14 protein-coding genes are annotated in these 13,385 nt (G+C 69.7%); 10 read left to right on the forward strand and 4 right to left on the reverse strand.

The window, feature by feature from the left end:
* The first annotated feature begins 55 nt into the window (after positions 1-55).
* Positions 56-502, forward strand: coding sequence for a hypothetical protein (locus tag ACVCMI_RS11965; protein ID WP_395119055.1), 447 nt, complete (start codon positions 56-58; stop codon positions 500-502).
* 27 nt (positions 503-529) lie between these two features.
* On the opposite strand, the gene ACVCMI_RS11970 is transcribed toward ACVCMI_RS11965, so the two are convergent.
* Positions 530-2,014 (reverse strand): lytic transglycosylase domain-containing protein, encoded by a 1,485-nt coding sequence (locus tag ACVCMI_RS11970; protein ID WP_395119057.1) that lies wholly within the window; start codon positions 2,012-2,014, stop codon positions 530-532.
* 128 nt (positions 2,015-2,142) lie between these two features.
* Between ACVCMI_RS11970 and ACVCMI_RS11975 the strand changes: the two genes are divergently transcribed.
* From ACVCMI_RS11975 to greB, 3 genes are all read left to right on the forward strand, one after another.
* Entirely contained in the window at positions 2,143-3,651 is a 1,509-nt protein-coding gene (locus ACVCMI_RS11975; protein WP_447098685.1) for a helicase HerA-like domain-containing protein, read from the forward strand.
* 272 nt (positions 3,652-3,923) lie between these two features.
* A complete protein-coding gene (locus ACVCMI_RS11980; protein ID WP_447098684.1) occupies positions 3,924-5,174 on the forward strand; it encodes a hypothetical protein in 1,251 nt (416 codons plus the stop codon).
* Positions 5,171-5,680, forward strand: coding sequence for a transcription elongation factor GreB (gene greB, locus ACVCMI_RS11985; RefSeq protein WP_447098683.1), 510 nt, complete (start codon positions 5,171-5,173; stop codon positions 5,678-5,680). Before ACVCMI_RS11980 ends, greB begins: the two co-directional genes overlap by 4 nt.
* Positions 5,681-5,698: 18 nt before the next feature.
* Here greB and phnD read toward each other — a convergent pair whose 3' ends face one another.
* The 3 genes from phnD to rimO all read right to left on the reverse strand — a co-directional run bounded on the left by phnD (position 5,699) and on the right by rimO (position 9,043).
* A complete protein-coding gene (gene phnD / locus ACVCMI_RS11990) occupies positions 5,699-6,694 on the reverse strand; it encodes a phosphate/phosphite/phosphonate ABC transporter substrate-binding protein (protein WP_447098682.1) in 996 nt (331 codons plus the stop codon).
* 195 nt (positions 6,695-6,889) lie between these two features.
* Entirely contained in the window at positions 6,890-7,699 is an 810-nt protein-coding gene (locus ACVCMI_RS11995) for a DUF3025 domain-containing protein (protein ID WP_447098681.1), read from the reverse strand.
* Positions 7,700-7,705: 6 nt separating this feature from the next.
* Complete coding sequence (gene rimO, locus ACVCMI_RS12000; protein ID WP_447098680.1) at positions 7,706-9,043, reverse strand: 30S ribosomal protein S12 methylthiotransferase RimO; 1,338 nt, start codon at positions 9,041-9,043, stop codon at positions 7,706-7,708.
* A 109-nt stretch (positions 9,044-9,152) separates the two neighbouring features.
* On the opposite strand from rimO, the gene ACVCMI_RS12005 reads away from it, so the two are divergent.
* From ACVCMI_RS12005 to ACVCMI_RS12030, 6 genes are read left to right on the forward strand one after another with little or no spacing between them, the layout of a single operon-like run.
* Entirely contained in the window at positions 9,153-9,821 is a 669-nt protein-coding gene (locus tag ACVCMI_RS12005; protein WP_447098679.1) for a dienelactone hydrolase family protein, read from the forward strand.
* Entirely contained in the window at positions 9,818-10,237 is a 420-nt protein-coding gene (locus ACVCMI_RS12010; RefSeq protein ID WP_447098678.1) for an HIT domain-containing protein, read from the forward strand. Before ACVCMI_RS12005 ends, ACVCMI_RS12010 begins: the two co-directional genes overlap by 4 nt.
* Before the next feature lies 1 nt (position 10,238).
* Positions 10,239-10,946 carry a 5-oxoprolinase subunit PxpB gene (gene pxpB, locus ACVCMI_RS12015; RefSeq protein ID WP_447098677.1) on the forward strand — a complete coding sequence of 236 codons (708 nt, stop codon included), beginning with the start codon at positions 10,239-10,241 and terminating at the stop codon, positions 10,944-10,946.
* Positions 10,943-11,923, forward strand: coding sequence for a 5-oxoprolinase subunit C family protein (locus ACVCMI_RS12020; RefSeq protein ID WP_447098676.1), 981 nt, complete (start codon positions 10,943-10,945; stop codon positions 11,921-11,923). The genes pxpB and ACVCMI_RS12020 overlap by 4 nt, the downstream gene beginning before the upstream one ends.
* Before the next feature lie 10 nt (positions 11,924-11,933).
* Complete coding sequence (locus ACVCMI_RS12025; protein WP_395119079.1) at positions 11,934-12,698, forward strand: LamB/YcsF family protein; 765 nt, start codon at positions 11,934-11,936, stop codon at positions 12,696-12,698.
* Positions 12,695-13,384, forward strand: coding sequence for a DUF969 domain-containing protein (locus tag ACVCMI_RS12030; RefSeq protein ID WP_447098675.1), 690 nt, complete (start codon positions 12,695-12,697; stop codon positions 13,382-13,384). Before ACVCMI_RS12025 ends, ACVCMI_RS12030 begins: the two co-directional genes overlap by 4 nt.
* Position 13,385: the final 1 nt, after the last annotated feature.

Genomic DNA, 13,385 nt, shown 5'->3' on the forward strand with positions numbered 1-13,385 from the left:
CCTCCTCGCGACGGACCGGCCAACATGCCGTGCCGAACCTGTGCCGAGGGGAACCATGCAGATACTCACTCCATTCTTTGCGGTGGTGCGTTCGCGCCAGCTTGGCCGCCAGTTCCGCGATGTCGAACGCAGCATCCGGACCCTGCCCAAGCGCAGCCGCGATCGGCTGAGCATGCTCACCCTGCGCGAGATCGGCCAGGCCTCGCGCTGTGATTTCCCGCACCTGTACGGCACCACGCCGGAATCGCGCTACCTGCCGTGGGGACAAGGCACCGACCTGGGCTACGAGCGTGCACGTTCGAACAACGCCGAGGTCGCGCTGCGCGGCATCGCGCTGTGGCTGGCGGTCGCCTATCACGAGACCAAGACCGCCACCCAGCCCAACCTGCAGGCCCAGCACCGGCAGTTGCTGCAGTTGCTGCGCGAGCTCAAGGAGCTCCACGGCGGCGGCAGCCGCAGCGATACCTCGGACAGCTGGATGCAGGAGAGCGCCGTCGCCTGACCGCGCGGCGGCGCCCCACCCCGCGCCTCAACGGCAGACCGGCACCTTCAGATGCTGGCCCACCCGGATGCGGTGGTGCTGGAGATCGTTGATCTCGGAAATCTCCTGCACACTGGAACAATGCAGTTTGCGCACGATGCTGATCAAGGTGTCGCCGCGGCGCACGCGATACGTGGTCGTTCTCTGCGCACCCGCCTTCGCCGGCGCCTGCGCCGGATCGGGTACCACCGGCACCGTCGCACGGTGCAGGTCCGCCGCGAGGATCGGCCACGGACCATCGACGCAACGGGCGGCATAGGCACGCTCCAGTCGTTTGGGCACCCGCAGCGTGGCGCCAACCGGCTGGCTGGTATCGGGGTCGAGCCGCGGATTGAGGTTGCGCAGGGTGCGGAACCAGCCCTCCTCCATGCCATCGGCCGAACCCAGGCAGACGGTGAGCTCATCAAGCGACGCGGCGCGCTTGAGCGTGATGCTGCCGGGGTCGCCGTCGATCTTCGGGAAGCGCAGGTTGTAGCTGTCCGGATGCAGGAACAGCCACGCCGCCGCCAGCACCGCCGGCACGTAGTCGCGCGTCTCGGGCGACATCTGGTCGTAGATGCGCGGGTCGTAGAAACTCACCGACGGGTCGTCGCCCACCGCGCGGCGCATGCGGCCTTCGCCGCCGTTGTAGGCGCCGATGACGAGCTCCAGGTTGTTGTTGAAGATGCGCAACTGCTCGTTGAGGTATTCGGCATTGGCCCGCGCCGAAGCGGCCGGGTCGAAGCGCATGTCGAAGCCGTTGTCCACGCCCAGCCCGAAACGCATGCCGGTGGAATACATGAACTGCAGCGGGCCGGAGGCGCCGGAGCGCGACACCGCGTGCACCTTGCCGCCGGATTCCTGGGCCACCATGCCGAACAGCAGCGCCTCGGGCAGGTCGGCCTTCTGGTAGGCCGGCCACATATCGTGGCGCAGGTACTGGTAATTGACCCAGGCGTCCATCAGGTAAGGCCGGCGCTGGGTCAGCCACATCTCCAGCGCTGCCTTCACCGGCCCGTTCATCGCGATCAGCTGCGACAGCTTCTGTCCGTGCAGCAGCGTCACGCTGCGCTGCGCCTGCGGCAGGCTGGCCGCACCGGCATGACCGGTGGCCAGCGCCGCCTGCGACGACTCGACATCCCCGGACAGATCCGGGAGGTCGTCGAAATCGCCATCTTTCAGGCGCAGCAGGCGGTCGAATACGGAAAAGAAGCGCTGCGGATCGCAGCCGGCGGTGACCGCACATTTCGCCGACGACTGCTTCAGCAAGTCGAGCGACTGGCGCAGGCTCAGTGCCGACGCATCGCTGTCGCCTTCGCGCGCCTGCTGCAAGGCGGTCTCGTAGCCCTTGCTGGCCTGGTTCAACTGGCCGTACAGCGCATCGGCCGGCGTCGGGGTCCTCTCGCCGCCGCTGCTGGCGCAGCCGCCCAGCAAGGTGCAGGCCAGCACAAGCGACGCGAGGTGCCGCGGGCGAAACACGTGGGGCAACGACATGAAGAACTTCACCTGCAAAAAGCATTCACCATAGCCGGCCGCGAAGCCGGACTCAACGCACGGCGTCACAACCGCGAGCCACGCGCCGGGTTGGCTACAATCGCGTCACTACCAATGGAAGGACCGCCATGACTGACATCCTGATCGGCCGCAACGACAGCACCAGCGTCAGCCTGGACCCGCACTACGGCAATCGCCACGGCATGATCGCCGGCGCCACCGGCACCGGCAAATCCGTGTCGCTGATGGTGCTGGCCGAAGGCTTCTCGCGGCTGGGCGTGCCGTGCTTCCTGGCCGACGCCAAGGGCGACCTGGCCGGCCTGGCGATGGCCGCCGGCGAGCCGGGTGACAAGCTCAAGGCGCGGCTGGCCAGGCTCAAGCTCACCGACTGGAAGGCGCAGGCCAACCCGGTGGTGTTCTGGGACATCTACGGCAAGCTCGGCCACCCGGTGCGCGCCACCGTCAGCGAGATGGGCCCGACCCTGCTCGGCCGCGTGCTGGAATTGAACGACACCCAGGAAGGCGTGCTCGAAGTGGTGTTCAAGGCCGCCGACGACCAGGGCTGGCTGCTGCTGGACCTGGCCGACCTGCGCGCCCTGCTCACCTACGCCGCCGAAAATGCCAAGGCGCTGTCCACCCAGTACGGCCTGATCAGCACGCAGAGCATCGCGGCAATCCAGCGCGCGCTGCTGAAACTCGAAAGTGACGGCGCCGACCAGTTCTTCGGCGAGCCGGCCCTGGAGCTGGCCGACCTGATGCGCCAGGACATGAGCGGCCGCGGCATCATCAACGTGCTGGCCGCCGACCAGCTGATCATGAAGCCGCGGCTGTACTCCACCTTCCTGCTGTGGCTGCTGTCCGAGCTGTTCGAGCAGCTGCCCGAAGTGGGCGACCTCGACCAGCCGAAGATGGTGTTCTTCTTCGACGAGGCGCACCTACTGTTCGACGACGCCTCGCCGGCGTTGCTGCAGCGGGTGGAACAGGTGGTGCGGCTGATCCGCTCCAAGGGCGTGGGCGTGTACTTCTGCTCGCAGAACCCCGACGACGTGCCCGGCGTGATCCTCGGCCAGCTCGGCAACCGCATCCAGCACGCCTTGCGCGCGTTCACCCCGCGCGACCAGAAGGCGGTCAAGGCGGCGGCGGAAACCTTCGTCGCCAACCCGAAGCTCGACGTCACCGAAGCGATCACCAAACTCGCGGTGGGCGAGGCGCTGGCCTCCACACTGGCCAACGGCGGCGTGCCCACGCCGGTGGAGCAGGTGCTGGTGACCACGCCGTGCTGCCGCATCGGCGCGATCACCGACGCCGAGCGCGGCACCATCCGCCAGCGCTCGCCGGTGGGCGCGAAATACGACACTGCGGTCAATCGCGAATCGGCTGCCGAGATGCTGGCCAGGCGCGCCGGGGAAAAGGCCGCCGATGCCGCCACCGTGGCGGCCGATGCGCCAGCCAAGGGCGCCGCGAAGGAAGCGGAAAGCGGCTGGGGCGGCGCGGTGCACGACGCCCTGTTCGGCACCAAGCGCCGCCAGGGCATGATCGAGACCATGGGCAAGCAGATGGTGCGCACCGCGGGCAGTCAGCTCGGCCGGCAGATCCTGCGCGGCGTGCTGGGCGGCATCTTCGGCGGCAAGCGCTGAGTGAGAGCCTGCTCCATGTCTCCGCATAGCCCGCGTTGCCTTGCCGTGGCCGTCAGGTGGTGGCGCGTGGCGCAGCGCCTGCCTGGCTGGCAGGTCAAGCCGCGCGCTGCCGCATGGCGGCCACGGCAAGGCAACCCGAAGGGCCGGGTCTGTTTGCCCGCATCCCTGCGTCATCACTCGGTCGTGGACGGACGTCCACTCCTTCGTTCTTCCTTGGCCTGCGCGCAAACAGCTCCCGGCGCGGGCCATGCGGAGACATGGAGCAGGCTCTGATGCCGCGCGTCGAAATCGTCGCCGCCGACACGCCGTTCGCGCAGCGCCTGCGGGACGGTTTCGGCTATCCGCTGCGCGGCGCCGCACTGGCCACCTGCGTGGCGCTGGCGCTGGCCCACTACGTCGGCCTGCTGCCGGGCTATGTCGGTGCGCTGGCCAGCGCGCTGGTCTGGGCCGCCACCTGGCGTTATGCCGCGGACTGCATGCAGCACACCGCCAACGGCTACGCCGACCCGCCGGACGTGGGCAGTGACGGCAACAGCGCCAGCGGCTGGGGACTGACCGCGATTCACCTGCTGGTGGTCGCCTTGTGCGTGGTCTCCATCGTGTTCTTCCCGCGCCTGCTGTGGCCGGTGCTGCTCCTGGCGGCGCTGGTGCTGCCGGCGATCGACATGTCGCTGGCGTTCGACGGCAACCTCGCGCTGGCCATCAATCCGCTCAACTGGTTGCGCATCATCGGCGGTTTCGGCGGCGCGTATCTGGTCCCCGTGGCGATCAACCTGCTGCTCGGCGTGCTGATCGTGGTCGCCTCGGTCACCACTGCGCGGCTGCCGCGACTGCTCGCCTTGCCGCTGTTCGCATTCGCCTACACCTACCTGATCGTGCTCGCCTTTCATCTCATGGGCGCGATGATCCACCAGCGCCACGAGCGTTTCGGCATGGTGCCGGAAGCGCCGGAGCTGGCCAAGGCTTCCGGGCAGGACGCCGACGACCGACTGGTGGATGCCGCGCGCCAGCAGGCAACCGACGATCCGCAGGCCGCGTTGCGCCAACTTGCCGCGCGACTGCGCGAGCGCGCGGCGCCACCCGCCGTGCACCAGTTCTACCGCGAGCTGCTGCACCGGCAGGGCCTGCGCGACGACCTGCTGGTGCACGGCCAGATCTGGATTGCCGCGCTGATCGCCCAGGGCGAATCGCGGCGCGCCCTCGGCGTGCTGCAGGAATGCTGCGGCATCGACGCCAGCTTCATCCCGGACGACCCGCAGACCTGCGGCGCCCTGGCCGACCTGGCCGTGCGGATGGGCATGAGCCGCCTCGCGATCCATCTCGGCCAGGGTTATGTCGCGCACTGGCCACGCGACCCGCAGGCGCCGCACTACGGCCTGCTGGCCGCACGCGCGCTGGCCGCCCATGCCGACCAGCACGCCGACGCGGCAGCGCTGCTCGACCGGCTCGTCGCGGCCTGGCCCGAGCACCCGCTGCGCGGCGAGATCGACGCCCAGCGACGACAACTGGCCAGCCCGGCATGAGCCGCTGGCGCCCGCCCTCGCCCGGCTCCACCGCGATCATCACCCGCGACGGCTTCGAACGGCTCAAGGCCGAACTCGACCACCTGTGGCACGTGTTGCGCCCGGAAGTGGTGAAGGCCCTCGCCGCGGCAGCCGCCGAAGGCGATCGCTCGGAGAACGCCGAATACACCTATCGCAAGAAACAGCTCGGCGAAATCGACCGCCGCGCGCGTTACCTCAGCAAACGCATTCCCGCACTGAAAGTTGCCGAGGGCGTGCCGGGCGATCGCCGCGCCGTGTTTTTCGGCGCCTGCATCGGGCTGGAGAACGTGGACAGCGGCGAAGTCCACCGCTACCGCATCGTGGGCCCGGACGAGACTGACGCCAGGCGCGGCTGGATCAGCATCGACTCGCCGCTGGCGCGGGCCGTGCTGAAGAAGCGCGTCGACGACGAATTCTCCGCCGAGCTGCCGGGCGGGCGGGCGGAGTTCGTGGTGCTGTCGGTGGATTACGAGCAGGAAGCCTGACGCGGGCCAGTCGACCGCTCAATGCGGCCGCAGCAGCTTCAATGCATGCTGGTGGTCGCGTTCGATCTGCGCCAGCCGCGCCTGCCGTGCCTGCGGGCTGATCCACCGGCCCTGCTCGGCCTGCTGCCGCAGCAGGGTGTACTGCATGTCGACGAAGGGCTGCAGCACGTGGTTGGTCTCCGCCGCGAAACCGCCCAGGTCCGGAATCCGCGCCAGCCGCTCGCGCTGGCGCTCGCCGACCTCGCCGGGCGCCTTGCCGTAGGCCAGCAGGAATGCCGTGAGCTTGTGGCGCAGCGATTCGGGCATGCCGTCGCGGATCACCAGCACGCCGGAGGGAATCAGCCGCGAGCGCCAGATCACCCGCAGTTGCGCTGCCTCGCGCGGAAAGTTGCGCCGGAACAGGTCCATGTCCGGGTTGTTGCTGCTGGCCACGTCCACTTCGCGGTTGACCACGGCGAGCAGGTTGCTCTGATGGTCGCCCACCCGCACGTTGGCGAAGAAGGTGTCCGAATTGAGCCCGCGCGGCGCGAACACGTAGGCTTCCGGCGCGGTATAGCCGGTGACCGAAAGCTGTTCGCTGCGCGCATAACGCCAGCCGTGGCTGGTCGTGGCGAGCAGGTCGTTCAGATCGCGGATCGGGCTGTCGCTGCGCACCACCAGCATGGCGACGTTGCCGTTGACGCCATCGTTGCGCACGAACTGGGCGAACACCTGCATGTGCTGCTGCGTCACCGCCTCCACCGCGAGCTTGCCGGAGAGAAAGGCCACGTCCACCCGCTGCGCGCCGATGGCGTCGGACAGGCCGGCGTAGCTGCTCACCGACACGGTGGTCACGGGGTGGCCCAACTGCTTGTGCAAGTCGTCCAGCAGCGGCCGCCATTGCTCCAGCGACTCGGCCGCGCTGCCGATCGGCAGGATGCCGAAGCGGATCGGCTCCATCGGTGTCGCTGCCTGCGCCGTCCCCGCTCCGGCGCACGCGAGCAGCACACCCTGGGTGAGCAGGGCTGCAAGCATCCACGTCACGCCACGCCCGAGACGCCCCTGGCGTCGTCGCAAACCCGCGATATTCAATGCCCTGCTCCCTCGAACCCCGTGCTCCCCGATTGCTCGTATATAGTCGCGATCGGTCGATCCGGCAAGCACGGGGAGGGCTTCGGCGTCGCGGAAGATGCCGGCCCGGATGCGGATGCAGGGTTTCCGGGCGATCGGTCAACCTCCGGCCAGCGGCGGCGGGTAACTCCGCCCGGCCCGCACCGGCCGAAAGCACGCCGCCTCGCGCACGAAAGCCTCCTGCTCGTTGTCCGGATGCCAGCCGGGCACGCCGGCCAGCGGCAAGGGGCGCAGTTCCAGCGGATCGCCGAGCACATCGCCGTTGCCGATGGCCTGCGCGCAGGCTTCGAGGACCTCGCCCGGTGACAACCGCGGCCCGGCGACCACCAGCGCCTTGCCCACCAGCAGTTGCGCCGGTGTCAGCGCGTGTTCGAGCAAGGCGTGGCCGAACACCTCGACATGGATGCGCCCGTCGAACCACGCCTCCCGCTCGCGCCAGAACAGGCCATGCCAGTCATGCGCATTCCACAGCGCCAGCAGCGCCGGATTGCGCAGCGCGACCACGACGCCGGCCTCGTCGAAATGGGTCAGTGCGCATTGCGCACGCGAGCGCTGCCTGGTGCCCATGCGGGCGATTTCGGCCACCTGCCGCGCGTTGAGCGCGCGCTTGAGCGCACAGTGGCGCAGCCAGGCGAGTGCGTTGAACAGGTCGTGCCAGTTGCGTTCGCGGGTAGCGATCGCGCCGTGTTCGGCAATGCGCTGTTCGTAGTGCAGGCCGTCGGCCAGCAGTTCACGGGTCTGCGCCACGAAGCGTTCGTGCATGCCGGCGGGGCGGGCGGCATTGAGCGCATCGATGGATGGCCAGTCGCGGCCCTCGACCAACCGGGCGTGCTCGCGCCACGCGGCCAGCGGCATCCGGCCGAACACTTGCGGATCGACCGCACCGCGCGCCGGCGCCACATAGCGCATGGCGCGTTACACGATCTTGAGCGCGGGATGCGCCAGGCGCGCGTGCAGGTCGTGTTCGCTGGCCGCCTCGACCACCACGTCCACGAACTGGCCCGGCTTCAGCTGCTGGCCGTCGGCGATCAGCACGCAGCCGTCGATCTCCGGCGCATCGGCGGCCGAGCGAGCCACCGCGCCGTCGACGCCGGCCTCGTCCACCAGCACCTTGAGCGTGCGGCCGATCTTGCGCTGCAGTTTGGCGGCGGAGATTTCCGCCTGCACCGCCATGAACTGTTCGAGGCGATCCTCCTTCAGTTCCTCGGACACCGCGCCGGGCAGCTCGTTGGCCTTGGCGCCGTCCACCGGCGAATAGGCGAACGCGCCCACGCGATCGAGTTCGGCCTCGCGCAGGAAGTCCAGCAGCTCCTCGAACTCGGCATCGGTCTCGCCGGGGAAACCGACGATGAAGGTGCTGCGGATGGTCAGCTCCGGCACCAGCTTGCGCCAGTTCCGGATGCGCTCCAGCGTCTTGTCGATGTTGCCGGGGCGCTTCATCAATTTCAGGATGCGCGGGCTGGCGTGCTGGAACGGGATGTCGAGGTAGGGCAGGATTTTTCCCCCCGCCATCAGCGGCATCAGCTCGTCCACGTGCGGGTACGGGTAGACGTAGTGCAGGCGCGTCCACGCGCCGAGTTCGGACAGGCCTTCGCACAGCTCGGTCATGCGGGTGCGGTAGTTCTTCCCGCGCCACGGGCGCTCGGCGTACTTCACGTCGACGCCATAGGCGCTGGTGTCCTGCGAGATCACCAGCAGTTCCTTCACGCCGCCCCTGACCAGTTTCTCGGCCTCCACCAGCACCTCGTCGACCGGCCGCGAGACCAGGTTGCCGCGCATCGAGGGGATGATGCAGAAGCTGCAGCGGTGGTTGCAGCCCTCGGAAATCTTGAGGTACGCGTAGTGCTTCGGCGTCAGCTTCACGCCGGTGTCCGGCACGATGTCGAGGAACTTGTTGCGCGTGGGCGGCAACACCTCGTGCACCGCGCTCATCACGCTGGCGTAATCCTGCGGGCCGCTGATCGAGAGCACGTCCGGATAGGCCTCGCGGATCAGCTCGGCGCGCTTGCCCAGGCAGCCGGTGACGATCACCTTGCCGTTCTCGTTGAGCGCGGTGCCGATCGAGTCCAGCGACTCCTGCACCGCCGCGTCGATAAAGCCGCAGGTGTTCACCACCACCGCGTCGGCCTCGCCGTAGCTGGGCACGATCTGGTAGCCCTCCACCTTGAGCTGGGTGAGGATGCGCTCGGAATCCACCAGCGCCTTGGGGCAACCGAGACTGACGAAGCCGATCTTCTGGGTGGGCTGGGGCATGGCGGACGGCTACCGTGGCAGGGCGCGAAAACGGTTGATTATACGTGACGGCCACGCCCTCGCCGCTGCGGTTACCATCGCCGCATCGGCAACTGATCGAGGCAGAGCCATGGGCCAGGACATCACCATCCCCACCGGCGGCACCCATTGCATCGGCGCCTACATGGCCACCGCCGAGGGCAAGCCCAAGGGCGGCCTGGTGGTGATCCAGGAAATCTACGGCGTCACCGCGCACATCCGCCGGGTGGTCGACCACTTCGCCGCGCTCGGCTATACCGCGATCGCGCCCGCGTTCTTCGACCACCTGGAAAGCGGCGTGGAACTGGCCTATGACCAGGTCGGCACCAACAAGGGCCGCAACCTGGTCAACGAGCTGGGGCTGGAGCGTGCCGTCGAGGACGTCGCCAGCGCCGCCGAGGCCATTTCCTCGGCGGGGAAAATCGGCACGGTCGGCTACTGCTGGGGCGGCACCGTCGCCCTGCTCGCCGCGCTGCGCCTGGGGCTGCCGTCGGTGAGCTACTACGGCGCGCGCAACCTGCCGTTCCTGCACGAGGCGCCCAGGGCGCCGGTGATGTTCCATTTCGGCGAGAAGGATCAGAACATCACGCCGGAGATGGTGGAGAAACATCGCGTGGCGCTGCCGCAGATGGAACTGTTCACCTACCCGGCGGACCACGCGTTCAACCGCGATGGCAGCAAGGCGTATCACGAAGCCAGCGCCAAACTGGCGCTGCAGCGCACGCTGGCCTTCTTCGACAAGCACCTGGCCAACGCATGAGCGAGGCGTTCACCCTCGACCCGCGGCTGGCCGCCGACACCCGCCTGCTCGCCTCGCTGCCGCTGTGCGACGTGCGCCTGATGGATGACGCGCGCTACGGCTGGCTGGTGCTGGTGCCGCGCCGCGACGGCCTGGTCGAGATCGCCGACCTGGACGAGGGCGAACAGGCCACGCTGTGGCACGAAGTCAACCGCGCCGCCGCCGCCCTGCGTGCGGCGATGCCGTGCGACAAGCTCAACCTGGGCGCGCTGGGCAACATCGTGCGGCAGTTGCACGTGCACGTGGTGGCGCGTCGCGAGGGCGATGCCGGCTGGCCCGGCCCGGTGTGGGGCCACGGCCAGCGCGAGCCCTGCGCCGAAGCCGTGCTGCACGAGCGGATGACCGCGCTGCGGCAAGCACTCGCGGCGCGCGGCTAGCGTGCCGGCCGACGCGATCCAGTTCGAGCCGCTGGCCGAGGATGCGCTGCTGCTGCGCTTCGGCGACCGCATCGAGCCGGTGCTCAACGACCGCGTGCACGCTGCCGTGGCCGCGCTGCGGGATCTGCCTTCGCTGGAATGCGTGCCAGCCTATGCCAGCGTGCTGTTGCGATTCGCGCCGGCGGCGTGGCAAGGCGACGAGGCGGCGAGTGCGCACCAGCGCGTGGAACGGGCCGCGCGCATCGCGCTGGAAACCCGCCACGCGCCGGCCGGCGCTGGCCGCATCCACGAAATCCCCGTGTGCTATGGCGGCCCGCACGGCCCGGATCTGCATGAACTGGCGCAGCACCTGGGCCTGTCCGGGACGGTGGTGGTGGCTCGCCACGTCGGCGTCGACTACCGCGTGGCGATGCTCGGCTTCGCGCCCGGCTTCCCCTACCTGCTGGGGCTCGATCCCACGCTGGCGATGCCGCGCCGACGCGACCCGCGCACCCGCGTGCCTGCCGGCAGCGTCGCGATCGGCGGCGCGCAGACCGGCATCTATCCGGCCGAACTGCCCGGCGGCTGGCATCTGATCGGGCGCACGCCGCTGCGCCTGTTCGACGCCGACGCAAGCGAACCTTCGCTGCTGGCCGCCGGCGACCGCGTGCGCTTCCGCGCGATCGACGCGGAGGAATTCGCCGACCTCGATGCGGTGCGGCACCGATGAGCGTGCGCGTGCTCAAGCCCGGCCTGCTCGGTACGCTGCAGGATCGCGGCCGCCCCGGCCATGCAGCGATCGGCGTGGGCCGCGCCGGCGCGATGGACCTGCCGGCCTGGCGCCTGGCCAACGCGCTGGTCGGCAACCGCGGCGACGAGGCGGCGCTCGAATGCACCCTGCTCGGTCCGACCCTGCGCTTCGAACACGCGGCGTGGATCGCGATCACCGGTGCGCCGATCGCCGCCCGGGCCGGCGACACCGACTTGCCGACCTGGACAGCCTGCTGGCTGCCCGCTGGCAGCGTGCTGCAACTGGGCCGCATGGCCGCCGGCTGCCGCAGCTACCTGGCCGTGCGCGGGGGTTTCGACGTGGCCGCCGTGCTGGGCAGCCGCAGCAGCGACCTGCACGCCGGGCTCGGCCGCGCACTGCGAACCGGCGACACGCTGCCGGTCGGCAACGCCGCCAGCAGCGCGGCGCCGGCGAACCATCCCCACGCCCTGCCATGGCGACTCGACCCGCGGCCATGGTTCGACTTCGCGCAAACGCCGCTCATGCTGCTGCCCGGCAGCCACCACGCGCAACTCGACGAGGCGTCGCGGCAAGCACTGCACACCGGCACTTTCCGCGTCGCCAGCGACAGCAACCGCACCGCCAGCCGTCTGGACGGAGCACGCCTGCAGCTGTGCGCACCGCTGGAACTGATCTCCGAGGCAACCCTGCCCGGCACGATGCAACTGCCGCCGTCCGGCCAGCCGATCGTGCTGATGGCCGAGGCGCCGGTGACCGGCGGCTATCCGCGCATCGGCCAGCTTGCCGCGGCGGATCTTCCGCGCCTGGCGCAACGCCGGCCGGGCGATCCCGTATGCTTTCGCCGTGGCACACTGGAACAGGCTGCCGATCGCCTGCGGCGCCGCGAGCACGCGCTCGACGCCCTGTACCGGCAGATCGCGCGACGACTGCAACACGACGGACTCCTCCTCGCATGACTGGCCTTGCATGACGCGCATCGACCTCAATGGCGACCTCGGCGAATCGTTCGGCGCCTGGCGAATGGGCGAGGACGCTGCGCTGCTCGATGTGGTCAGCTCGGCCAACCTCGCCTGCGGCTTCCACGCCGGCGACTTCATGACCATGCAGCAGACCGTGGCCGCCGCGATGGAGCGCGGCGTGGCGATCGGCGCCCACGTCTCGCTGCCCGACCTGCAGGGCTTCGGCCGCCGCGAGATGCGCGTGACACCCGCCGAGGTGCACGCGATGACGCTGTACCAGCTCGGCGCGCTGCACGGCTTCGCTCACGCCGCCGGCACCCGGCTGAGCCACGTCAAGCCGCATGGCGCGCTGTACAACATGGCGGCGCGCGATCGCGCGCTGGCCGATGCGATCGCCGCGGCGGTGTGCCAGTTCGACCCGCGCCTGCGGCTGTTCGGCCTGAGCGGATCGGCACTGGTCGACGCGGGCGCGGCGCAGGGCCTGGCGGTGGCCGCCGAGGCATTCGCCGACCGTCGCTACCGGCCGGATGGCACGCTGCAGCCGCGCAGCGAAGCCGGTGCGGTGATCGATGATGCCGGACTGGCCACTGCGCAGGCCTTGCAGATCGCGCTCGACGGCACCGTCACCGCCATCGACGGCAGCACCATCGCCATGCGCGCCGACACGCTGTGCCTGCACGGCGACGGCGTACATGCCGCACGCCTGGCGCGCAGCCTGCGCGCCGGGCTGGAAGCGGCCGGGGTGACCATCACGGCAACGGGTGAGGCATGAACTACTGGCCCCTGCTCGGCGTGGCGGTGATCGTGATCGGCTTCGCGCTGCGCTTCAACGCGGTGCCGGTCGTGGTGGTGGCGGCCCTGGTCAGCGGACTGCTGGCGGGCCTGTCGGTGGCCGACCTGCTCGCCCTGCTGGGCAACAGTTTCGTGTCGCAGCGCATGCTGCTGCTGTTCGTGCTGACCTTGCCGGCGATCGGCCTGCTCGAGCGCGCCGGCCTGCGCGAACACGCCCAGCGCTGGATGGCGCGATTGCAGAACCTGACCCTGGCGCGGCTGCTGATCGGCTACCTGCTGCTGCGCCAGTTGCTGGCCACGATGGGCCTGACCGGCGTGGCCGGCCCGGCGCAGACCGTGCGTCCGCTGCTTGCGCCGATGGGCGAGGCCGCGGCGCAGAAGATCCTGCCCGGGCTGGACCAGGACGATCGCGAGGAGCTGCGCGCGGTCGCCGCGGCCACCGACAACATCGGCCGTTTCTTCGGCGAGGACGTGTTCATCGCGCTGGGCGCGGTGCTGCTGATCCAGGGCTTCTATACCCAGCACGGCATCGAGCTGAGCCCGCTGGCGATCGCGCTGTGGGCGCTGCCCACGGCGGTGGCGGCGTTCGTCATCCAGTCGGTACGCATCTGGCTGTATCAGCGCCGGCTGCAACGACGCGCCGCCCGCCGCGAGCGGGGCGCCTGAG

The organism is Rhodanobacter sp. UC4448_H15, from assembly GCF_052978265.1.

Coding starts and splice junctions, on each gene's coding strand:
- phnD (WP_447098682.1), bottom strand. CDS start 6,694: ATGCTTGCAGCCCTGCTCACCCAGGGTGTGCTGCTCGCGTGCGCCGGA.
- ACVCMI_RS12005 (WP_447098679.1), top strand. CDS start 9,153: ATGGGCCAGGACATCACCATCCCCACCGGCGGCACCCATTGCATCGGC.
- ACVCMI_RS12030 (WP_447098675.1), top strand. CDS start 12,695: ATGAACTACTGGCCCCTGCTCGGCGTGGCGGTGATCGTGATCGGCTTC.
- ACVCMI_RS12020 (WP_447098676.1), top strand. CDS start 10,943: ATGAGCGTGCGCGTGCTCAAGCCCGGCCTGCTCGGTACGCTGCAGGAT.
- ACVCMI_RS11995 (WP_447098681.1), bottom strand. CDS start 7,699: ATGCGCTATGTGGCGCCGGCGCGCGGTGCGGTCGATCCGCAAGTGTTC.
- ACVCMI_RS11965 (WP_395119055.1), top strand. CDS start 56: ATGCAGATACTCACTCCATTCTTTGCGGTGGTGCGTTCGCGCCAGCTT.
- ACVCMI_RS11980 (WP_447098684.1), top strand. CDS start 3,924: ATGCCGCGCGTCGAAATCGTCGCCGCCGACACGCCGTTCGCGCAGCGC.
- ACVCMI_RS11975 (WP_447098685.1), top strand. CDS start 2,143: ATGACTGACATCCTGATCGGCCGCAACGACAGCACCAGCGTCAGCCTG.
- ACVCMI_RS11970 (WP_395119057.1), bottom strand. CDS start 2,014: ATGTCGTTGCCCCACGTGTTTCGCCCGCGGCACCTCGCGTCGCTTGTG.
- ACVCMI_RS12010 (WP_447098678.1), top strand. CDS start 9,818: ATGAGCGAGGCGTTCACCCTCGACCCGCGGCTGGCCGCCGACACCCGC.
- greB (WP_447098683.1), top strand. CDS start 5,171: ATGAGCCGCTGGCGCCCGCCCTCGCCCGGCTCCACCGCGATCATCACC.
- ACVCMI_RS12025 (WP_395119079.1), top strand. CDS start 11,934: ATGACGCGCATCGACCTCAATGGCGACCTCGGCGAATCGTTCGGCGCC.
- rimO (WP_447098680.1), bottom strand. CDS start 9,043: ATGCCCCAGCCCACCCAGAAGATCGGCTTCGTCAGTCTCGGTTGCCCC.